The 22,418-nt window shown below is 74.5% G+C and carries 14 protein-coding genes; 7 read left to right on the top strand and 7 right to left on the bottom strand.

Annotated features, from left to right (window positions below):
- Positions 1-43: 43 nt before the first annotated feature.
- A complete protein-coding gene (locus LV78_RS31750) occupies positions 44-1,936 on the bottom strand; it encodes an ABC transporter ATP-binding protein (RefSeq protein ID WP_372495011.1) in 1,893 nt (630 codons plus the stop codon).
- A 291-nt stretch (positions 1,937-2,227) separates the two neighbouring features.
- On the opposite strand from LV78_RS31750, the gene LV78_RS31745 reads away from it, so the two are divergent.
- The 4 genes from LV78_RS31745 to LV78_RS31730 all read left to right on the top strand — a co-directional run bounded on the left by LV78_RS31745 (position 2,228) and on the right by LV78_RS31730 (position 9,530).
- Positions 2,228-3,124 carry a proteasome assembly chaperone family protein gene (locus tag LV78_RS31745; RefSeq protein WP_253849708.1) on the top strand — a complete coding sequence of 299 codons (897 nt, stop codon included), beginning with the start codon at positions 2,228-2,230 and terminating at the stop codon, positions 3,122-3,124.
- 493 nt (positions 3,125-3,617) lie between these two features.
- Positions 3,618-5,645 (top strand): acyltransferase family protein, encoded by a 2,028-nt coding sequence (locus LV78_RS31740; protein WP_253849707.1) that lies wholly within the window; start codon positions 3,618-3,620, stop codon positions 5,643-5,645.
- A 224-nt stretch (positions 5,646-5,869) separates the two neighbouring features.
- Complete coding sequence (locus tag LV78_RS31735; RefSeq protein WP_253849706.1) at positions 5,870-8,947, top strand: AfsR/SARP family transcriptional regulator; 3,078 nt, start codon at positions 5,870-5,872, stop codon at positions 8,945-8,947.
- Between the two features lie 136 nt (positions 8,948-9,083).
- A complete protein-coding gene (locus tag LV78_RS31730) occupies positions 9,084-9,530 on the top strand; it encodes a hypothetical protein (RefSeq protein WP_253849705.1) in 447 nt (148 codons plus the stop codon).
- A 278-nt stretch (positions 9,531-9,808) separates the two neighbouring features.
- On the opposite strand, the gene LV78_RS31725 is transcribed toward LV78_RS31730, so the two are convergent.
- Complete coding sequence (locus tag LV78_RS31725) at positions 9,809-11,077, bottom strand: family 16 glycosylhydrolase (protein ID WP_253849704.1); 1,269 nt, start codon at positions 11,075-11,077, stop codon at positions 9,809-9,811.
- Between the two features lie 152 nt (positions 11,078-11,229).
- On the opposite strand from LV78_RS31725, the gene paaZ reads away from it, so the two are divergent.
- Positions 11,230-13,257, top strand: coding sequence for a phenylacetic acid degradation bifunctional protein PaaZ (gene paaZ / locus LV78_RS31720; RefSeq protein WP_253849703.1), 2,028 nt, complete (start codon positions 11,230-11,232; stop codon positions 13,255-13,257).
- A 19-nt stretch (positions 13,258-13,276) separates the two neighbouring features.
- On the opposite strand, the gene LV78_RS31715 is transcribed toward paaZ, so the two are convergent.
- Positions 13,277-14,095 (bottom strand): helix-turn-helix domain-containing protein, encoded by an 819-nt coding sequence (locus LV78_RS31715; RefSeq protein ID WP_253849702.1) that lies wholly within the window; start codon positions 14,093-14,095, stop codon positions 13,277-13,279.
- A gap of 119 nt (positions 14,096-14,214) precedes the next feature.
- Here LV78_RS31715 and LV78_RS31710 point away from each other — a divergent pair, with 119 nt between their 5' ends.
- The gene (locus LV78_RS31710) at positions 14,215-15,126 is read left to right on the top strand and encodes an alpha/beta hydrolase (RefSeq protein WP_253849701.1); all 912 of its coding nucleotides are present in this window, start codon (positions 14,215-14,217) and stop codon (positions 15,124-15,126) included.
- A gap of 50 nt (positions 15,127-15,176) precedes the next feature.
- Here LV78_RS31710 and LV78_RS31705 read toward each other — a convergent pair whose 3' ends face one another.
- Complete coding sequence (locus tag LV78_RS31705; protein ID WP_253849700.1) at positions 15,177-16,166, bottom strand: phosphatidylinositol-specific phospholipase C domain-containing protein; 990 nt, start codon at positions 16,164-16,166, stop codon at positions 15,177-15,179.
- A 194-nt stretch (positions 16,167-16,360) separates the two neighbouring features.
- On the opposite strand from LV78_RS31705, the gene LV78_RS31700 reads away from it, so the two are divergent.
- Positions 16,361-17,200: an aldo/keto reductase gene (locus LV78_RS31700; protein WP_253849699.1), complete on the top strand. Its 840-nt coding sequence runs from the start codon at positions 16,361-16,363 to the stop codon at positions 17,198-17,200.
- A gap of 42 nt (positions 17,201-17,242) precedes the next feature.
- Here the strand turns inward: LV78_RS31700 and LV78_RS31695 are convergent, their stop codons facing one another.
- The 3 genes from LV78_RS31695 to LV78_RS31685 form a co-directional block, all read right to left on the bottom strand.
- The gene (locus LV78_RS31695; RefSeq protein WP_253849698.1) at positions 17,243-17,893 is read right to left on the bottom strand and encodes an MOSC domain-containing protein; all 651 of its coding nucleotides are present in this window, start codon (positions 17,891-17,893) and stop codon (positions 17,243-17,245) included.
- Positions 17,894-18,055: 162 nt separating this feature from the next.
- Positions 18,056-20,953, bottom strand: a complete 2,898-nt coding sequence (locus LV78_RS31690) for an ATP-binding protein (protein ID WP_301307728.1) — start codon at positions 20,951-20,953, stop codon at positions 18,056-18,058.
- 1,243 nt (positions 20,954-22,196) lie between these two features.
- Entirely contained in the window at positions 22,197-22,355 is a 159-nt protein-coding gene (locus tag LV78_RS31685; RefSeq protein ID WP_253849697.1) for a hypothetical protein, read from the bottom strand.
- Positions 22,356-22,418 lie beyond the last annotated feature (63 nt).

The following is a 22,418-nucleotide window of genomic DNA, read 5'->3' as shown; positions in this document are numbered from 1 at the left end:
CGTCGCGGATCACCTGTCGCGGATCACCGGGGGGACGGCCGGGTCACGGCGCCGCCACCGCCCCGCCACCCGCCTTCGCGGACTCCTCCGCGAACTGCGTCCGGTGCAGCTGCTCGTACCGCCCGCCCGCCGCCAGCAGCTCCGCGTGCGTGCCCCGCTCCACGACCTGCCCGCCCTCCAGCACCAGGATCAGGTCCGCCGACCGGATCGTCGACAGCCGGTGCGCGATCACCAGCGCGGTCCGGCCCGCCAGCGCCTCGCCGAGGGCCTCCTGGACCTGAGCCTCCGACGTCGAGTCCAGGTGCGCGGTCGCCTCGTCCAGCACCACCACGCGCGGCTTGGCCAGGAGCACGCGCGCGATCGTCAGCCGCTGCCGCTCGCCCCCGGACAGCCGGTAGCCGCGCTCGCCCACCACCGTGTCCAACCCCTCCGGCAGCGACGCCACCAGGCCGTCCAGCCTGGCCCGCCGCAGCGCGTCCCACAGCTCGGCGTCGCTCGCCCCCGGCGCGGCCAGCAGCAGGTTGTCGCGCACCGACTCGTGGAACAGGTGCCCGTCCTGCGTCACCACGCCCAGGCTCTCCCGCAGCGAGGCCGCCGTCACGTCGCGCACGTCCGCGCCCGCCACCAGCACCGCGCCCGAGTCCACGTCGTGCAGCCGCGCCAGCAGCGACGCGATGGTCGACTTCCCCGCCCCGGACGACCCCACCAGCGCCACCAGCTGCCCCGGCTCGGCCGTGAACGACACCCCGCGCACCACCTCCTCGCCGCCGCGCGAGTCCAGCACCGCGACCTCCTCCAGCGAGGCCAGCGACACCTTGTCCGCCGCAGGGTAGGCGAACCGCACGTCCCGGAACTCCACCGCCGCCGGACCGTCCGGGACCGCCACCGCGCCCGGCTTCTCCGCCACCAGCGGCGCCAGGTCCAGCACCTCGAAGACCCGCTCGAACGACACCAGCGCGCTCATCACCTCGACCCGCGCGTTGGCCAGCGCGGTCAGCGGCGCGTACAGCCTGGTCAGCAGCAGCGCCAGCGACACCACCGACCCGGCGTCCAGCTCGCCGCGCAGCGCCGAGTACCCGCCGAGCCCGTACACCAGCGCCGTGGCCAGCGCGGACACCAGCGTCAGCGCGGTCATGAACACCGTGGTGGCCATCGCCTTGCGCACCCCGATGTCGCGCACCCGCCGCGCCCGCTCCGCGAACTCCGCCGACTCGCGCTCGGGCCTGCCGAACAGCTTCACCAGCGTCGCGCCCGGCGCCGAGAACCGCTCGGTCATCCGGTCGCCCATCGCCGCGTTGTGCCCGGCCGCCTCCAGCTCCAGCGACGCCAACCGCGCCCCCATGCGGCGGGCCGGGACCACGAACACCGGCAGCAGCACCAGCGCCAGCAGCGTGATCCGCCAGGAGAAGCCGATCATCACGGCGAGCGTGAGCACCAGCGTGACGACGTTGCCCACGACCCCGGACAGCGTGTCGCTGAACGCCCGCTGCGCCCCGATCACGTCGTTGTTGAGCCTGCTGACCAGCGCCCCGGTGCGGGTGCGGGTGAAGAACGCCACCGGCAGCCGCTGCACGTGGTCGTAGACGACGGTGCGCAGCCGCAGGATCAGGTTCTCGCCCAGGCTCGCCGACAGCCACCGCGCGAGCAGCCCCAGCCCGGCCTCCACCAGCGCGATCACCGCGATCAGCCCGGCCAGCCCGGCGACGAACCCGGTCGTGCCGCCGGACACGATCGCCTCCACCACCCGCCCGGCCAGCACCGGCGTGAGCACCGCCAGCGCGGCGGCCAGCACGCTGACCACCAGGTACTGCGCGAACCTCGGTCGGGACACGTCGGCGAACCGCCAGATCCGCTTCAGCGCCGCCACCGACAGCGGCTTGCTCGACCGGCGCGCGTTGGCGACGTGGTGCAGCGAGTGCCAGGCCGTGGTCTCCATGTCCATGTGACGAAAGCTAGAACCTCGACCATTGTCGAAGTCAACGCGATGACCCGACCGCCGAAGTCCTGTCACCCGGACGTGGCGGGTGCGTCGGACCCCGGTGGTGCTGGTGTGACGCGCGCGGGTCGAGCGGGTGACGGCCGCGTTGCCGACTTCGGGGCGTGCCGGGGCGGGTGCGCTTCGTCACCGCGACGGTCGCCACACCGCCCCAGTCGGCCGGGAATGGAACCGGGACCATCGGCGTTGCCACCTGGACAAGGGGCACGGAAAGCACACTTGGAGGACGTCGTGGCGCAGGACCCGGAGGAGCTGTTCGAGGTCGACTCCGACGTCCCGGACCTGACCGGAGCGGTGCTGCTGCACCACTTCGACGGTTTCATGGACGCGGGGTCGGCGGGCGGGACGCTGGCCGAGCACCTGCTGGAGGCGCACGAGCACCGCGTGGTGGCGCGCTTCGACGTCGACGACCTCATGGACTACCGGGCCCGCAGGCCCAGCATGACCTACGCCACCGACCGCTGGGAGCACTACGACGCCCCCGAGCTGGTCGTGCACCTGCTGCACGACGCGGTCGGCTCGCCGTTCCTGCTGCTCACCGGCCCCGAGCCGGACCGCCGCTGGGAGGCCGTGACGAAGGCCGTCATCGCGCTGGTCGAGCGCTGGGGCGTGCGGCTCGCGATCGGGGTCCACGGCCTGCCGATGGGCGTGCCGCACACCCGCGACCTCACGGTCATCTCGCACGCCACCCGCCCCGAGCTGGTCATCGAGCGCTCCCCGTTCAACCGGGTGCAGGTGCCCGGCAACCTGGGCGCGCTGCTCGAACTGCGGATGGGCGAGGCCGGGCTGGACGCGATGGGCTTCGCCGCCTACGTGCCGCACTACCTCGCGCAGGGCAGCTACCCGGCCGCCGCGCTGAACCTGCTGCGGTCCGTGGTGAAGGCCACCGGGCTCGCGCTGTCCAGCGACGCGCTGGTCGAGAGCGCCCGCCGCACCGACGCCGAGATCGCCAGGCAGGTCGCCGAGTCCAGCGAGGTGGCCCAGGTCGTGGAGGCCCTCGAACGCCAGTACGACGCGTTCACCCAGGCCTCGGAGAACCTGCTCGTCGGCGAGGACGAGCCGCTGCCGAGCGCGGACGAGCTGGGCGCGGAGTTCGAGCGCTTCCTGGCCGAGCAGCAGCGCGACTGACCGGGACCGGGCGGCGCGGGGCGAGGACCCGCGTCGCACGGCCCCCGCGTGCCCCGGCGACGACCGCCCGCGACGGCTGCTCCCGGTGAGCGCGCCCGGACGACCGCCCGGCGATGGCAGGCCGGTGACGACCGGCCCCCGGTGAGCGCCCCGCTGAGCGGCGCCCGGACGAGCGCCCGCGACGATTTTCCCGCGACGTGCAACCCCGCGGGGTCCCCCGCGCGTTCCAGGTGTGAGACCGCCGCGCGGGCGAACCTGAAGACCGTGACCAGTTCGCCCGAATGCTCCGGTTGATCTTGTGCTGTCCCTGGCGGACCCCTGACCTGGGGCGGGTGAAAGCCCATCACCTTAACGTGACGAGGCTGCTCACGGGGCGTCTGGAAAAGCTGACAAAACCCTGAAGATAGCGCGTCCGCCCCGAGGGGCGTGGGAAAACGCGTGGGAGCCTGCGAGAACCCCCACCTCTCGAAGGCTCCCCTGAAGGACCCCTCAGTTGACCTCTGACGTGCTCGCCCAAGCGCCACCCCGCCCCGTCGAGGGCAAGCGCCGCTACCGCACGGAACTGCAGGGCCTGCGCGCCATCGCCGCCCTGCTCGTCGTCGTGTACCACGTGTGGCTCGGTCGCGTCTCCGGTGGCGTGGACGCGTTCTTCCTCATCTCCGGCTTCCTCGTCACCGGCCAGCTCACGAGGATGGCCGAGCGGGGCGGGGTCCAGTACCGCACCTACTGGCTCAACACGGCCAAGCGGCTGTTCCCCGCCGCATCGGCGGTCCTGCTGGTCACGGTCATCGGCAGCGTCATGTTCCTGCCGGAGCACCGCTGGCCGGTCACCGTCGAGGAGGTCTTCGCCTCGCTGCTGCTGCTGGAGAACTGGCAGCTCACCGCGACGACGACGGACTACTTCAACTCGCACGTCGAAGCCAGCCCGGTGCAGCACTTCTGGTCCCTGTCCGTGCAGGGCCAGATCTACCTGACCTGGCCGCTGCTGGTCGGGGCCGCCGCGCTCGCCGCGCGGCACCTGCGCATCAACGCCACCCGCGCGGTCGCCGTCGTGCTCACCCTGGTGCTCGCGCTGTCCCTGGCGCACTCGGTGGAGCTGACCAACGCGAACCAGCCGCTGGCCTACTTCGCCACCACGACCCGCCTGTGGGAGTTCGCCCTCGGCGGCCTGCTGGCGCTGGCGATCGACAAGGTCGAGCTGCCCGCCAGGCTCCGCCTCGCGCTGGGCTGGCTGGGCGTGCTCATGCTCGCCTCCTGCGGGATGCTGCTCCAGGTCGGCACGATGTTCCCCGGCTGGGCCGCGCTGTGGCCGACCGTCGCCACCTCGCTGGTGCTGCTGGCGGGCCACACCGGCAGCCCGATCGGCGCGGACCGGCTGCTGAGCACCCGCCCGCTGCGCTACCTCGGCGACATCTCGTACAGCCTCTACCTGTGGCACTGGCCGATCCTGGTGCTGTACCTGGTGGCCCGCGACCGCACCGAGGTGGGCCTGCTGGGCGGCCTCGGCATCATCACGCTGTCCCTGCTGCTGGCCGCCTTCACGCACCGCTACGTCGAGCGCCCCACCCGCAAGGGCCGGTTCCGCCTGGTCGCCGCCGCGATGGTGCCGGTGATCGCGGCCACCGCCGTGTGGCAGCTGACCAGCGACCGGCGGCTGACCGGTTACGTCGCCGAGGTCTCCGACGACAGCCACCCCGGCGCGATCGCCCGCACCGAGGGCTACGCCTACGCGGGCGACGACAACGCCCGCCTGGTCCCGCCGATGGTGGCCATGACCGACCAGTGGTCGCTCATCCCGAACGCCAGCTGCGAGCGCCCCGACCCGGCCGCCCAGCAGCTGGAGGTGTGCACCGGTCCGGCCGACGGCGAGCCCACCAGGAAGATCGTGATCGTCGGGGACTCGCACGCCCAGCAGTACACCGAGGCGTTCCTGCCCACCGCCGAGCGGCTCAACTGGCAGCTCATCACCATGATCAAGGGCGCCTGCCCGTTCTCCACCGAGTCGGAGACGGTCCGGGGCGACCGCGACTGCGAGGACTGGAACGCGGCGGCGGCCGAGCGGATCGTCGACCTCAAGCCGGACGCCGTCGTCACCATGGCCACCAGGACCATCCGCCTGGACCACGACGAGGAGACCCCGGACGGCTTCGTCGCGCAGTGGAAGAACCTGGAGGCGGCGGGCATCCCCGTCGTCGCGATCCGGGACAGCCCGCGCTACGACTACTCGCCGTCCGAGTGCGCGGCCCGCTACGGCGCCGAGGACGAGCGGTGCGTGATGAAGCGCTCCGACCTGGTGGCGCTGACCATCGGCCCGCCGTACGAGCGGCGCGACGACATCCCGGCCAACGTCAGCTTCCTCGACTTCACCGACTACTACTGCACCGCCGACATCTGCCCGCCCGCCATCGGGAACGTGCTGCTGTACTTCGACGACAACCACCTGACGTCGAGCTACATGCTCACCATGAACCCGATCGTCGAACCGGCGGTGCTCGGCGCGCTCGGCTGGAACGAGGAGTAACCCGCGCGATCGCGAACCACCGGGGGGCTTGGGCAACCAGGCCCCCCTTCGCGCGTCTGCACCACTGTCGGGCGCGCGTGCGACAATCGCGGTGATCTTGGACGGGAGGTCAGGCCCGTTGTCCCGCAACGGGTTGCACGCGGCCCGAAGCGGCCGAGCGAGAAACCGAACCCGGCGAAGGGGCCGGTGGGAGGATCGGCTCGGGAACTGGGGGAGGGGCACACATGCGCATCCGGCTGCTGGGGCCGGTCGCGGTCGGGACGGACGCCGTCCAGGCCGCGCTCGGGGGACCCAAGCCGAAGGCCCTGCTGGTGGCGCTCGCGCGCCAGGGCGGGCACGTGGTCGGCATCGAGCGGCTGGTCGACCTGCTGTGGGGCGAGGCGCCACCGGCATCCGGGACGGCGCTGGTGCACACCTACGTCTCGCAGCTGCGCCGCGCGCTGGCCAAGGTCGGCCTGCCCGACGCCCTGCGCACCAGCTCGCCCGGCTACCGCTTCGTCGCCGAGCCGGGCGACTGCGACGTGGACGTGTTCACCGCCGAGCACACCGCCGCCCGCGAGGCCGAGCGCGCGGGCGGCCACGCCGCCGCGCACGCCGCGTACGGCCGCGCGCTGGCGCTGTGGCGCGGTCCCGCGCTCGACGGCGTGGACGCGGACTTCGCGCTGGCGTGGGCGCGGGAGCTGGCCGAGCACCGGCTGGCCGCCCGCGACGGCCTGGCCAGGACGGCGCTGGCGCTGGGCCGCCCGCTGAGCGCGGCGGACGAGCTGCGCGGCCTGGTGGCCGAGCACCCGCTGCGCGAGGAGAGCCGGGCGCTGCTCATGCGCGCGCTGGCCGAGTCGGGCAGGCAGGCCGCCGCGCTGGAGGTCTACCGGGACGGCAGGCGGCACCTGCTGGACGAGCTGGGCATCGAACCCGGCCGGGGCCTGCGCGAGCTGCACACCGCGATCCTGGACGGCTCGCTGACCACCCCGGCCGCCGCCGTGCCGCGCCCCGCCGCGGCGGGCGCCACGGCCACCACGGCCGCCACCACGACCGCGGTCCGCCCGCTCACCCGCACCCTGCCGCCCGACATCAACGACTTCACCGGCCGCGCCGACGAGCTGGCCGCGATCCTCGCCCTCGGCGCGACCGGCCCCGAGCGCCCCGCCGCGCCGGTCGTGGTGGTCTCCGGCGCGGGCGGCACCGGCAAGTCCGCGCTGGCCGTGCACGCCGCGCACCTGCTGGCCGAGCACTACCCGGACGGCCAGCTGTTCACCGACCTGCGCGGCCACGGCGCCCCGCCCAGCGCCTCCACCGTGCTGGCCCGCTTCCTCGGCGCGCTCGGCGTGCCCGTCGAGGACCTGCCGCCCGGCCTGGACGACCGCATCGCCCTGTACCGGCGGCACCTGACCGGCCGCCGCCTGGTGGTCGTGCTCGACAACGCCCGCACCGAGCAGCAGGTCCGCCCGCTGCTGCCCACCGAACCCGGCTGCCTGGTCCTGGTCACCAGCCGCGCCCGCCTCGCGGGACTCGGCTCCGCCGTCGACCTGGAGGTGTTCGACGCGGGTTCGGCCGTGGAGATGCTGGGCCGGATCATCGGCGCGGACCGCACCGCCTCCGACCCCGACGCCGCCCGTCGCATCGCGACCCTGTGCGCGGGGGTCCCGCTGGCGATCCGCGCGGCCGGGGCGAAGCTGCTCGCCCGCCCGCACTGGCCGCTGAAGTCCCTGGCGACGCGGCTGTCCGACGAGCGCCGCAGGCTGGACGAGCTGACCGTGGGCGACCTGGCGATCCGCTCCTGCCTCGGCCTGAACTACGCCGAGCTGGACGAGCGCGGCAAGCACGCGTTCCACCTGCTGTGCCTGCTGGACCTGCCCGACTTCGGCTGGTGGGTGGCCGCGCCGCTGCTGGGCGTGGACACCGCCACCGCCGAGGACCTGGTGGAGAACCTGGTCGACCTGCGCCTGCTGGACGTGGCGGGCATCGACCCGATCGGCCGGGTCCGCTACCGCTTCCACGACCTGGTCCAGCTCTTCGGCGCCGAACTGGCCGCCCAGCACGAACCGCCCGGCGCCGCGACCGACGCCGTCGCCGCCTGCCTGGCCGCGTGGGCCGACCTGGCCGAGACCGGCGTGAAGGGCCTGCCCCGCGTCACGCTCAGCCCGCGCCTGCCCGCCGCCCCCACCGGGAGCCCGAGCACCGACCCCGAGCTGGTCGCCGAGGTCGAGGCCGACCCGGCGGGCTGGCTGGACGCCGAGACCGCCGCCGCCGTGCGCGCCGTCCACCGCGCCCACGAGCTGCGCGCCGACGCGGTGACCACGCTGCGGGTCGCGGTGCTGCTGTCCTCGGCGTTCGCCGCCCGCAACGAGTTCGAGGCCTGGCAGCGCACCCTGCGGGTCGCGCTCGCGCTGGCCGAGGAGAGCGGCGACCCGCGCGCCGGGGCCGTGGTCCTGGCCGGGCTGGGCCAGCTGCACGCCGAGCTGGACGAGTACGACGACGCCCTCGCGCACTTCGAGCGGGCGCTGGAGCGCGCCGACGCGGCCGGGGACGACGCGGTGCGCGCGGTGTGCCTGGCGGGCATCGGCACCGCGCACCGCGAGCGCGGAAACCCCGAGCTCGCCCGCACCGCCCTGACCGCCGCCGCCGAGCTGGGCGCGGCGCTGGCCGACGACGCCGTCGTGGCCGCCGCCGAGTACGGCCTTGGCGCCCTGCACCGCGACCTGGGCGACCTGGGGGCCGCCGCCGACCGCTTCGACCGGGCCGTCCGCCGCTACGCCGCGGCGGGCGACCGGCGCGGCGAGGCGCTGGCCCTGCGCGGGGTGGCGCTGTGCCACCGGGCGCGCGGTGAGCACCGGGTGTCGGCGGAGCTGTGCGTGCGGGCGGCCGAAGCCCTGGACGAGGTCGGCGACGCGCTCGGTGCGGCCTACGCCCGCCAGGCGTGGGCCAAGGCCGCGCTGCGGCTGCCCGACGTCCCGACCGCCGACCTGACTGCCTGCCTGGCCCGCTGCCTGGAGGTGTGCGAGCGCGGCAACGACCGGTTCGGCGTCGCCCTGGTCACCCGCACCACCGGCGAGCTGCACCTGTCCAGGGGCGAGCTGGCGGCGGCCCGCGCGCACCTCACCACCGCGCTGGCGGGCTGGACCGAGCTGGGCCTGGACACCTGGCGCGCCCGCACCCTGCGCGACCTCGCCGCCGCCGACCCGGACCACCAGGACGAGCACTGGGCGCTGGCGGAAGAACTCCTGCGCGGAACCGGGGCCCGCGAGGAGCGCGAGCTCGCCGAGACCACCCCGCAGGACTGGCGCGCCGCCGTCGTCCACTGACCCCTGGATCGGCACACCGACCTGGAGAAAACCTCCAGACCGCGCCACCACCGGCCTCAAGCCGATCTGCAGGCCGGTGGACCAGACTCCCCGTCGTCAGCGCGAACGACGACAGGGGAACGAGGGCACGCGCCAGATGACCACCGCACGAACTCCGCGCACGGCGGGCGGACCGGTCCCCGTGACCACGCGCGGCGGCATAGTCACCAGGGCCGAGGCCTGGCTGGACCCGCCGGTCCCGTTCAGCCGCACCAGGTTCCACCAGGACTCGCACGGCATCTACCGCACCGACGACTCCGGGTACGCCTCGATGGCGTGGGGCCTGCCGGGGATGCCGCCCGACCGCAACGGCGGCCTCGACGGGGCGGGGTTGGCCGCGCTGGGCCTGCCCACCGACGTGACCGACCTCCTGGCGGGGGACCTGCTCGTCGACGGGGAGCGCGTCGCCGTGTTCCACGAGTGGGACGACGACCGGGCCCGGTGCTGGGTGTTCGAGCTGGCCCCGGACGCGGGGACCGTGCACCGCGCCACCGCGCTGACCAGCGAGCACACCGCCAGGCGGCACCCGCGCCTCGTGCGCTGAGCCCGCGCTGCGCAGCAGTGCGGGACCAGCAGCCGGTGTGCGGCGCCCTCTTGCTGCGGCTCGGCGATTTTGCTCTTCCGCTTGACCCCGATACCCCACCCGGCCGGTGACACACCCCCACCGGCCAGGTAGCCGTTCGCGCGCGGAGCAGGGGGGTCTCCGCGCGCGAACGGGCCGGAAAAGCCGGGGAGGGGCACGGTTTCCCGTGCCCCTCCCCGGTCTTGCACCCCCTGGCCCGCAGGCTAGGACCACACCTCCCGCTCAGCCGAGGCCGAGCGTCAGACGAAGGCGTTCCACTTCTGGTTCGCGGCGCCGGTGCAGGTCCACAGCTGGACCCGCGTGCCGTCGGCGCTGGTGTTGCCCTTGATGTCCAGGCACTTGTCGGCGTTGATGTTCACGACGTCGTTCGCGCCGCTGACCGCCCACTTCTGCGCCCCGGTGCCGTTGCAGTCCCAGAGCTGGATGACGGTGCCGTCGGCCTTGCCGCTGTTCGACACGTCCAGGCACTTGCCCAGCGCGCGGATCGAGCCGTCGGTGTAGAAGGTCCAGTTCTGCGCCGCGTTGCCGTTGCACGAGACGATCTGGATCGGGGTGCCGCTGGCGCTGTTGGCCCACGGCACGTCCAGGCACTTGCCGCCGAGCCCGGTGACCCGGCCGCTCTTGACCACGCCGGGGTTGTTGCCGCCGCCGTTGCCACCGCTGGTGTCGGTGACCCGCACGTAGTCCACGAGCATCTGCTGCGGGAACTGGGTGCTGGCGTCCGGGTAGCCCGGCCACTCACCGCCGACCGCGAGGTTCAGGATCACGAAGAACGGCTTGTCGAAGACCCACCGGTTGCCGTTGACCGACGCCGGGGTGGTCTGGAAGAAGACGTTGCCGTCGACCAGCCACTTGATCGAGTTCGGGGCCCACTCCACCGCGAAGGTGTGGAAGCCGTCCGCGAAGTTCGGGCCGGTGTAGTTGCCGCTGACGCCGCCGCTGCCCGAGTAGCCGGGGCCGTGGATGGTGCCGTAGACCTTGTTCTGCTCGTGGCCCAGGAACTCCATGATGTCGATCTCGCCGCTGTTCGGCCACGGGTTCGAGCCGATGTCCTGGCCCAGCATCCAGAACGCGGGCCAGATGCCCTTGCCGCGCGGCAGCTTCATCCGCGCCTCGACCTTGCCGTACGTGGTCGTGAACTTGCCGGAGGTGTTGATCCGCGCCGACGTGTACTGGCAGCGGCCGTACCAGCAGTTGTAGTTGGCGGGGTTCTCCTTCTTGGCCGTGATCACCAGGTTGCCCGAGCCGTCCAGCGCCGCGTTGCCCGCTGAATCGGTGTAGTACTGGTGCTCGCGGTTGTTGCCGTTGTTGTCACCGGTCTCGGTGTTCCACTTCGAGGAGTTGACCCGCTGCCCGGCGGAGCCGTCGAAGTTGTCCTCCCAGATGACCTTGCCCGCCTGGGCGGCCTGCTGGTACTGCACGGGCTGCTGCGCCCCGATGGCCGTCAACGGCGCAGCCGCCAGACCCAGGGCGAGCGCCAGCGCGCCCACCGCTACTCGCTTCCGCATGAAACTCCTCTTCCACTTTGGCGGCGTTCGGGCAGAAGTTACCGAGCGGTTCCTTAAGGCGTCTTTAACAGCGGCGTTGGAGTTCCCAAAGCCCTAGTGTTCTTGGACATGCCGGTCGGCACCCCGGCCGGTCCGACGAGGAGGTCGCACCCATGCCCGTCCTGCGCAGCTACGTCTCCGGTCGATGGCACACCCCCACCACCGAGGGGGCGCCACTGCACGACGCGGTCACCGGCGAGGAGATCGCCCGCATCAGCTCCGACGGCGTGGACATGGGGGCCGCGCTGCGCCACGGGCGCGAGGTCGGCGGACCGGCGCTGCGCGAGCTGACCTTCCACCAGCGCGGGGCGCTGCTCAAGGCGCTGGCCTCGCACCTGCGCGAGCACCGCGACGAGCTCTACGAGCTGTCCGCCCGCACCGGCGCGACCCGCACCGACTCGATGGTCGACGTCGACGGCGGCATCGGCGTGCTGTTCACCTACTCCAGCAAGGCACGCCGCGAGCTGCCCAACGACCGGGTGCTGGTCGACGGCGCGGTGGAGCCGCTGGGCAAGGGCGGCACGTTCGCGGGCGTGCACATCGCCACCCCGCTGCGGGGCGTGGCCGTGCAGATCAACGCGTTCAACTTCCCGGTGTGGGGTCCGCTGGAGAAGTTCGCCCCCGCGTTCGTCGCGGGCGTGCCCACGCTGATCAAGCCCGCCTCGCCGACCGCCTACCTCACCGAGCGCCTCGTCGAGCTGGTGCTCGGTTCCGGGCTGCTCCCGGAGGGCTCGCTGCAGCTGGTGTGCGGCAGCGCGGGCGACCTGCTGGACCACCTCACCGAGCAGGACCTGGTGGGCTTCACCGGGTCCGCCGCCACCGCCGCGAGGCTGCGCACCCACCCCGCCGTGGTGCGCTCCTCGGTCCGGTTCACCGCCGAGGCGGACTCGCTCAACTGCTCCGTCCTCGGCCCCGACGCCGAGCCGGGCACCCCCGAGTTCGACCTGTTCGTCAAGCAGCTCGTGTCCGAGATGACCGTCAAGGCGGGCCAGAAGTGCACCGCGATCCGGCGCGCCCTGGTCCCCGAGCCGCTGCTCGACGCCGTTACCGAGGCCGCGTCCGCCAGGCTCGGGCGCGTGGTGGTCGGCAACCCGGCCAGCAGCGGCGTGCGGATGGGCGCGCTGGCGAACCTGGAGCAGCGCGAGGAGGTCCGCAGGGCGCTCAAGTCGCTGGTGTCGGCCGGGCGGATCGTGCACGGCTCCCCGGACCGGGTGGACGTGGTCGACGCCGACCCGGAGCGCGGCGCGTTCCTGTCCCCGGTGCTGCTGACCGCCGACCCCGACCACGCGCAGCCGCACGAGGTGGAGGCGTTCGGGCCGGTGTCCACGCTGCTGCCGTACCGGGACGCCGCGCACGCGGTGGAGCTGGCGGCGCGCGGCGCGGGCAGCCTGGTCGGGTCGGTCGTCTCGCACGACCCCGACTTCGTGCGCGAGGTCGTGCTCGGCGTCGCCCCCTGGCACGGCAGGCTCCTCGTGCTCGACCGGGACGACGCGGGCGAGTCCACCGGCCACGGCTCGCCGCTGCCGACCCTCGTGCACGGCGGCCCCGGCCGGGCGGGCGGCGGCGAGGAGCTGGGCGGGGTGCGCGGCGTGCTGCACCACCTGCAGCGCACCGCCGTGCAGGGCAGCCCGGACGTGCTGACCGCCGTCACCGGCCGCTGGACCACCGGGGCCAAGCGCACGGCGGGCGACGAGCACCCGTTCCGGAAGTCGTTGGCGCGCTTGAAGGTCGGCGACTCGATCACCGCCGGTCCGCGCGCCGTGAGCCAGGCCGACGTGGAGCACTTCGCCGAGTTCACCGGCGACACGTTCTACGCGCACACCGACGACGCGGCGGCCGGGGCCAACCCGTTCTTCGGCGCGCGGGTGGCCCACGGCTACCTGGTGGTCTCGCTCGCGGCCGGGCTGTTCGTCTCCCCGGAGCCCGGTCCGGTGCTGGCCAACTACGGGCTGGAGAACCTGAGGTTCCTGACCCCGGTGTTCTTCGGCGACGAGCTGACCGTGACGCTGACGGCCAAGCAGATCACCCCGCGCGAGGACCAGGAGTACGGCGAGGTCCGGTGGGACGCGGACGTGGTGAACCAGAAGGGCGAGTCGGTCGCGAAGTACGACGTGCTCACGCTGGTGGCCAAGGAGGGCTGACCGGGTGGGGCGCCCGCCGTCACAGCGGCGGGCGCCCCACGACCGCTCGCAGCCGCTCGTGCGCGGGCGAGCCCGGCTCGGCGGTCCAGGTGATCAGCTGCTGGTCCGGGTCGGCCGCGCAGGTCAGCGCCGCCCAGTCCAGCGCCAGCTCACCCACGAGCGGGTGCCTGATCACCTTGGTCCCCGACTGGCGCGCCGCCACGTGCTGGGCTCCCCACCAGCGCCGGAAGTCCGCGTCCCGCGCCGACAGCTCGGCCACCAGCGCGGCCAGCTCCGGATCCGCCGGGTCCCGCACCGCCTCCATCCGCAGCTGCGCCACGCCCTGCCGCGCCCAGTGCGGCCAGTCCGCGTACTGCGCCCGCAGCTCCGGGTCGAGGAACACCAGCCGCACGAAGTTGCGCTCCCGCACCGGGAACCGGCCGAAGTCGGTGAACAGCGCGGCGGCGGGGCCGTTCCACGCCAGCACGTCCGAGCGCCTGCCCAGCACCACGGCGGGCGTGCCCGCCAGGTCCTCCAGCAGCCTGCGCAGCCACGGGTGCGCCTCGCGCCGGTCCCCGCCCCGCGCGGGCCTCGGCCCCGCCAGCGCGAACAGGTAGGCGCGGGCGTCGTCGTCCATCCGCAGCACGCGCGCCAGCACGTCCAGCACCGGCCCCGACGCGCGGCGGCGGCCCTGCTCCACGCGGGTGTAGTAGTCGGTGCTGACGCAGGCCAGCCGCGCGACCTCCTCCCGCCGCAACCCGGCCACCCGCCGCCCGCGCCCCTCGGGCAGGCCGACCTCGGCCGGGCGCAGTCCCGTCCGGCGCGCCCGCAGGAAGTCACCCAGCTCCTTGCCGCCCACGCGTCCGAGTATCCCCGCGCCGGGACGGGCGCGCGGGGTGCGGAGGGGGGCCAGTTCCGGCCCTGGTCCGTCGCGCGCACCCCGGCGAACCTGGAGGTGACGACGAGCGAGGAGCGGCAGTGCGGACCACAGTCACCTTCCCCAGCAACGACTTCACCATCGCGGGCGTCCTGTTCACCCCCAACGGGCCCGTCCCCGACGAGCGCCTGCCCGGCGTGGTCGTCTCGCACCCCGGCGGCGGGGTCAAGGAGCAGACCGCGAGCACCTACGCCGAGCGACTGGCCCGCCAAGGCTTCGCCGCGCTGGTGTTCGACGCGGCGAGGCAGGGCGAGAGCACCGGCGAGCCACGCGGCCTGGAGGACCCGTTCCAGCGGGCCGAGGACGTGAAGGCCGCGGTGACCCTCCTGAGCACCCGCGTCGAGGTCGACCCGGACCGGATCGGCGCGCTCGGGCTGTGCGCGTCCGGCGGGTACGTCCCGTACGCCGCGCAGACCGACCTGCGCGTGCGAGCCGTCGCCACCGTCAGCGCCGCCGACATGGGCGACGCCGTCCGGCGCGGCGTCGGACGGACCCAGGACCCGGCCGTGCTGCGCGAGGCGCTGCAGTTGGCGGGGGAGCTGCGCACCGCCGAGGGGCGCGGCGAACCGGTCGTGCGCGCGCCGTGGGTGCCGGATTCCTGGGCCGACGCGCCCCGCGACAGCCACGAGGGCGAGACGCACGAGTACTACCGGACCCCGCGCGGTCAGCACCCCCGCGCGGACAACCTCCAGGTGGTGCGGGGCGTCGACCTGCTCGCCCAGTTCGACCCGTTCGCCCGCCTCGACCTGCTCGCGCCCCGGCCGCTGCTGATGGTGATCGGCTCCGAGGCGGTCACCGGCCACTACAGCCGCGAGGCCGTCGAGCGCGCCGCCGGACCGGCCGAGCTGGTCGTCGTCGACGGGGCAACGCACATGTCGCTCTACGACCGCGACGAGCACGTCACCCCGGCCGTGGCGCGGATCGGCGCGTTCCTCGCCGAGCACCTGGCCTGACGCCGCGCTCGCGGCGTGGGGGACGTCCCCCGCGCCGCGAGCACCCGTCGCTAGACCGAGTACCCGACCACCGCCGGGTCGACCCAGTCGCTCGACACGATCGTCGCGCCCTTGCCCGCCAGCAGCCGCACCCTGGCCTGCGCGTCCGCGACCGACGGCGTCCGGCTGTCGATCGCCGGGGCCACCGAGTGCGCGTCCGTCATGACCACCAGGTAGTGCCCGCCCAGGTACGAGTCGCCGGGGTAGCTCGCGTACGCGCTCGCGCTCCCGTCGAACGCCACGAACCACGGGGCCCTGGCGCCACCGCGCGCGCCCGTGCGCGGATCCGCCTGCGAGGCGCCGTTGATCGCCGGGAACACCGTGGTCGAGCCGAGCGTCCCGGCCGCGTTCGCCGAGATCAGGTGGTCCGCCACCTCCAGGTCGGTGTGGTAGGTGTCGAACGGGTTGCCCGCCTCGAACGTGCCGGTCTCGGCCAGCAGCACGAACTTCCCGGCCAGCGCCGACCGCGACGGCCACGCGCCCGCCCGCGCCGCCGCGTCCAGCGTGGCGTGCGAGCCCTTCAGGTCGGACGGCCCGAACACCACGTCCCGGCCCAGGTTGTTCGCGACGACCTGGTCGAATTGGGGCGCGCCGAAACCGCCCCGGCCGTCGAAGCCGTTCTTGAACTCCAGCTTCAGCACCACCGGCGGGTGGTTCGGGTTGCGGTCGTGCCACAGCCGCACGTTGCGCAGGCACATCGCGAGGTTCTGGTCGCGCGCGCCGGTCCGCAGCTGCTCGTAGGTCGAGGCGTTGGCGCAGTTGTTGTTGCTGCCGGGGTCGTGGCTGACCTTGAAGTCGCCGGTGAACAGGAAGTTCGTCCAGACGTCGATCTCCACCAGGCCGGGACGCTTGTCGAGCACGTCCACCAGGTAGGGGGCCGTGCCCTTCTCGTAGGAGTTGTGCACGCCGACGGCCGTCGCACCGGTCGCCGTGGCGGCGGACGCGGGCAGGGGGACGGCCACCAGCAGGAGCAGCACCACCGCCGTGATCAAGCGCTTCATCGCCGTTGATCTCCTCATCGGTACTGTGCAGGGCCCGTCCACCCTAGGAACACCGGGGCCGGTTCCGGGGGGTCCGCGCGGACGGCACTGCGGGACCCCCGTTCGCGGGGGCGCGGGGCTCGCGGGAACACGGCGGGCGCGCGCGGGGTTGTCCGGGGGAGGTACAGCACAGCGACGGAGGATCGAGGAAAAGCGTGTCCGACACTTTCCTGCTCGGTGGAGACCTGCCCGTCAAGCGGCTCGGCTACGGCGCGATGCGCATCACCGGCAAGGGCATCTGGGGCCCACCGGCCGACCACGACGGCGCGATCGCGGTGCTCAAGCGCGCGGTCGAGCTGGGGATCAACTTCATCGACACGGCGGACTCGTACGGCCCGCACGTCAGCGAGGAGCTGATCCGCGAGGCGCTGCACCCGTACCGCGAGGACCTGGTCGTCGCCACCAAGGGCGGCCTGCTGCGCACCGGGCCGGACGTGTGGCCGGTGCTGGGCAAGCCCGCCTACCTGCGGCACGCCCTGGAGGGCAGCCTGCGCAGGCTCGGCGTCGAGCGGATCGACCTGTACCAGCTGCACCGGGTCGACTCCGAGGTGCCGCTGGAGGACCAGGTCGGCGAGCTGCGGGCGTTGCAGCAGGAGGGCAAGATCCGGCACATCGGTCTGTCCGAGGTGGACGTCCCCACGCTGCAGAAGGCGCAGCAGGTGGCCGAGATCGTGAGCGTGCAGAACCTCTACAACCTGGCCACCCGGCACCACGAGGCCGTGCTGGACCACTGCACCGAGCACGGCATCGCGTTCATCCCGTGGTTCCCGGTCGCGACCGGCGAGCTGGCCCGTCCCGGCGGCGTGCTCGACCAGGCCGCCAAGGACCACGGCGCGACGCCCGCGCAGCTCGCGCTCGCCTGGCTGCTGCGCCGCTCCCCGGTGGTGCTGCCGATCCCCGGCACGTCCTCGGTGGCGCACCTGGAGGAGAACACCGCCGCTTCGGACATCCGCCTCACCGACGCGGAGTTCGACGCGCTGACCGCCCTCGCCTGAGCGGCTCCGACGCGGGCGGCGGTCCCCGGACCGCCGCCCGCGTCAGCGGCTCGCCCGCGCGGTGCGCTTGGCGACCTTCTCCCTGACCTCCTCGGACAGCCCGGCGACGCCGACCAGCGAGGGCAGCAGCTCGGGCTCCAGCTGCAAGGCCCGGAACACCACCGCCGCCGTGATCCCGTGCCCCGGCCGCTCCACCACCTCGATGCCGTCCCCGGCGCGCACCGAACCCGGCTCCAGCACCCGGAAGTAGGCCCCCGGCAGCGCGCGGGCGGTGAACCGCTTGACCCACTGCGGCTCGTCCAGCACCAGCGCGAACGTCCGGCAGGGGATGCGCGGCGCGGTGACCTCCAGCAGCGCCGTCCCCACCCGCCACCGCTCGCCCACCACGGCGTCCGAGACCGCGACGCCCTCGGTGGTCAGGTTCTCCCCGAACAGCCCGGCGGGCAGCTCGCGCCCCAGCTCCGCCTCCCACACCGCCAGCTCCTCGCGGGCGTAGGCGTAGACGGCCTGGTCGGGGCCGCCGTGGTTGGCCCTGTCGGCGATCTCGTCCCCGGACACGCCGCTCATCCCGGAGCCAGGCACGTCCAGCGCCACGGCCCCGTCGACGGGCCGCTTGCCGATCGCGGACTCCCCGATCCGCACGCCCTCGAACGGGACCCTGACCCCGGTGTTGACCGACAGCACTCGTGACATGAGCCAGAAGGTAACCCACCCCGGAGCCGCCCAGCGCCCCCGTTCCCCGGCGCGGAACACGCTGGTCACCCACGGTCACCGCGGCCGTTCGCCCGGTCGTCCGCCCCGTCGCCCGCCCGGCCGTCGCCCGGCCGCCGGAACAGCCGCCCGTCCGGCGCCCGGTCAGCCGCCCAGCCCGGCCGCGAAGCTGCTCAGCCCCTCCCGGTCGCCCCGCCCGGTCTTGCTGAGCAGGCTCGCCACGTGCTTCTCCACCGTCCGGGGCGAGATGTGCAGCCGGTGCGCGATCGCCTTGTTCCCCAACCGCACCCCGACCAGCCGGAACACCTCGAACTCGCGCACCGTCACCCCCAGCGCCCGCAGCTCGCCGGGCACCAGGTCGCTGCCGCTGCGCCGCTGCTGCACCGGCGCACCGGCCGCCCGCAGCAGCCCCCGGCACGCGCTGGCCACCGCCGACGCCCCGGCCCCGTGGAACCGCTCCTCCGCCTCCCGCAACCACCCGACCGGCGCACCCCAGCCGTCCCGCACCGCCGCCTCCGCCGCCAGCCGCAGCCCCAGCCCGTCCGCCAGCGGGAACACCTCCCCGGCCGCGCGGGCCGACGCGAACGCCGCCAGCGCCTCGTCCCCGCGCCCGGCCCGCCCGAGCAGCACCGCCAGCGCGTACCCGCCGAACACCCGGTTCCACCGCATCCCGCCGACCGCGCCCCCGACCACCCCGGCGCACCCGGCCAGGTCCACGCCCCCGTCCAGCGCCCCCAGCAGCAGCCGCAGCCCGTGCGTGCCGGACAGGTGGAACGTGGACGGGCTGGCCAGCTCCAGCTCCTCGGCCACCGCCAGCTCCCGCGCCGCCAGCCCCCGGTCCTCCTCCAGCAGCGCGCAGAACGCCCTGGCCAGCCCGAAGCACAGCGGTCGCTCCTGCGCCCCCGCCCCGCCCACCGCGTCGAACCGCTCCAGCGCCGCCACCATCTCCGCCCGCCGCCCCCGGTGCGCGGCGGCCGTGGCCCGCGTCATCAGCACGTAGCCCGAGATCCCCAGCAGCTGGAACCGCGCGGTGTCCTCCGCGCACCGCTCCACCAGCTCGTCCGCCTCGGCGTACCGGCCGCGCAGCACCGCGTCCAGCGCCAGGATCGCGTCCACGTTGCACGCCACGAAGATCGCCCCGACGCCGAGCGCCTCCGCCCGCGCCCTGAGCAGCCCGCCGGTCGCGGCGTCCGCGAGCCAGGCCAGTCCCGCCCGCCGCACCACCGCGTAGCTGCGCTGCACCGGCAGCCGGTGCTCCTCGGCGATGCGCTGGGCCGTCACGAAGTGGTCGGTCGCCTCGTCGACGTCCCGCTCGCGCGCCAGGATGCCCAGCAGCTGCCTGGCCTCGCAGCGCACCACCGGGTCCGGGCTGCGCTCGGCGGCCCGCAGCGCCAGCTCCCGCGCCCGCTCCACCCGGTCCGGGCCCGGCGACTGGAGCGCCAGCGACGCCGCCACCGAGTCCACCAGCGCCACCTCGGCGACCGGGCCGTCCGCGCCGAGCAGCGCGCGCGCCTCGTCGACCTGCGCGTTCCCCAGCTCCCACCGCCCGGCCAGGTAGGCCACCCGCGCGAGCCGCGTGCACAGCCGCGCCCAGCGCACCCGGTCCAACCGGGGCCCCAGCTCGGCCAGCGGCCCGACCAGCGCGAACGCCCGCTCGAACTGCCCGGCCTCGCCGAGCGCGGGCAGCAGCGACTCCAGCACGTCCGCGCGCACCTCGGCGTCCAGCGGCCCGGACAGCAGCCGGTGCGCGTGGTCCAGCAGCCGGACCGCCGACCCGACCGCCCCGTCCGCGAGCGCCCGCCTGCCCGCCTCGGCCAGCAGCGCGCCCGCGCGGGCCCGGTCACCGGCGTCCAGGCGCAGCGAGGCCACCAGCGGGCACCACTCGCCGGGCAGGCCGGGGTGCAGCGCCTCGACGGCGTCGGCGGCCCGCCGCGACAGCTCGGCCCGCTCGGCGGGGGCCAGCCGGGCGAGCAGGGCCTCGGCGGTGAGCGGGTGCCGGAAGGCGTACCAGTCGGGCGCGGGCTCGTCCGGCGTGACCAGCTGCGCGGCGACCCCGGCGTGCAGGTGCCCGAGCAGCGCCCGGTCGTCGAGTCCGGTGATGCGGCGCAGGACCGTCAGCGAGAACCGGTGCCCGAGGACGGCGGCTGCGGACAGCAGCTCCCGCCCGCGCGGCCCGAGCCGGTCGGTGCGGTGCGCGATAGCCCGGACGAGGGCGGTGGGCACCCCGATCCGCAGCTCCCCGACCACCCGCCACCCGTCGGAGCCCGGCACCAGCAGCCCACCGCTGACCATGCCGTGCAGCATCTCCTCGACCACGAACGGGATGCCCGCGCTGTCGTTCCACAGCCGCTTGGCGACCTCGTCGGGCAGCCGGTCGGGCGAGGTCTCCAGGCAGGAGGCCGCCATCTCCCGAACTTGCGGCTCGGTCAACCGGCGGGGTTCGAGCAGCTCCCCGGCCCCGCGCTGCGCGGCGAGCCGCAGCACGTCCAGTGCGGGACTGGGCTCGGGCCGCGCGGTGACGAGCAGCAGCACCGGCGACCCGGCCAGGTTGTCGACCAGGTAGTCGACGACGGCGAGCGTCTCGGCGTCCGCGTCGTGCAGGTCCTCGAGCACCAGCAGGCAGGCCCTGCTCCGCCCGGCGACGGCGAGCAACCGCAGCACCGCCTCGGCCAGCACGACCAGCGACCGCCCCTCGTCGGACTCCCCGGCCCACTCGGGCACCAACCGCCCGAGCGCGCCCTGGTAGGGCCCGAGCAGCGCGGGGTCGGGCCCGTCCCCGCCGCGCAGCAGCGACATGAGCGCCTCGGTCAAGGCCCGGAAGGGCACCAGCGGCCCGATCGTGCTGCCCCGCCCGCGCAGCACCCGCATCCCGAGGTCGAACGCGCTGCCGGAGGCGACCCTGGCCAGGCGGCTCTTCCCGATGCCAGCCTCGCCGACGAGGAACAGCGCACCCCCGTCCCCGGCCAGGGCGCCGCCCAACGCCCGCTCCAACGCGGAGAGCTCCTCACCGCGCCCGATCACCACCGGCGCGCGGGTCTGCATGAGGTGACCATAGCCAGGTGGGAGGGGGAACGGCGTCGGGTGAAAGGGGGTGCGGGGGGAGGCGGGGGGTGGCTTGGGCCGGTTGGGGGGGCGGGGGGATGCGAACGGGGTGAGCTGGGTGGGGGAGGGGTGATGGGGGTGGTGGCGGGGGGTGACGGGTGCTGGTTGTCGGGGGAGCTGCACCCGTGGCTTTTGTGTCGCCCTTAAGGCGCTTCATCCGGCTTCATTCGCCGCACCTTGCTTTGCTGGTCCGTTGAACGGTCCGTTCACTCGTGCCCCGACCCCGACTTGGGATTGGAGCTGGCCTGGCCCAACCTGGCCTCGACCCGCCCCGCCTCGACCCGCCTCGACCCGCCCCGATCCGACCTGGCCCCGACCCGACCTGGCCCTGGACGGATGTTCCTGTCCCACCTCAACGCGGGTGCCTACGTGCGGCTGGTGAACGGTCCGTTCGTTCACGCACTGCTCCCGAATCCGCGCTCGTTTCCCTGCCTTGCTCCAGGTGGGCGTCTGCGTCCAGTCGGTGAACGGTCCGTTCACTCGCGCACAGCATCGCTCCGTACCGCCCCGGCTCCGAGCTCGCTTCCCTGCCTAGTTCTCCGCGCGGGGGTGTCTGCACAAGGAGAGTGAACGGTCCGTTCACTCATGGCCGCCCCAGCCCCAACCCTCCGTTCCCGCCCGCGCTCGTCCCCCAACTCCCGCGCCGCTCTTTATCCATCCCGCGTCCGCCCGCGTCCGCCCGCGCCCGTTCCCGCCACCGCCCGCGCCTGCCACCCGAGCGGCCAGCGCCGTGCCGCGCGACCACCCGGTTCAACGCCGCGCGGGGACGGCCGTCGGCTCGTCCCCGCGCGTCACGCCTGTCCCGCGGAACGGGCCGCGTCCCGTGCCCGTCCCGCGTGGACGTCCCGGCGCCGCCGCCCGACGCGGCCCCACCTCGCCGCCCGACCGGCACCGGTCGGGTGGTGGACCGGTGGCCTCCACACCGGTCCCGCGCGTCGCCTGCCTCCGGTTCACCCGGCGGGGTGCGCGCCGTGGTGGTGCCGCTGGACCCGCTTCGCTGGGCAGGTCCTGTCGGGGGCACCGGGCGTTGGGGCTCCGCCTTCGCCAGTCGGGGTGGCGGAGGCGGAGCGGTCTGGTGGGCAAGCGCTTTCCCCAGGCGCTCGCCGGGCGTTTCCCCGACCGGAAAGCCGTCGGAAACACCTTGTGCGGCAAGGGATCGCCGCCAGTGGGCCGGGGGCCGGGGTTACTGCATTCCCGGTGCGCTCACCGTCGTGTCGAGCAGGCCCGCCGCGACCACCGCCGCGCCGCCCACGGCCAGGGTCAGGCCCGCCAGCGCCCGTGCCCGCGCACCGGCACCCGCCCTGCGGCGCAACAGCATCCGGCCCGCCGGGTCCTCGTCCACCGCCGACCCGCCCCGAGCCCCGAGCCCTGACCCGGTCGCGCTCCCGGAGCCGTTCGCGGGCCT

The organism is Actinosynnema pretiosum (assembly GCF_024171695.1).
GTDB lineage: Bacteria > Actinomycetota > Actinomycetes > Mycobacteriales > Pseudonocardiaceae > Actinosynnema > Actinosynnema pretiosum.
The sequence above is the reverse complement of the archived record's forward strand: the minus strand, read 5'-3'. Positions and strand labels throughout refer to the sequence as shown.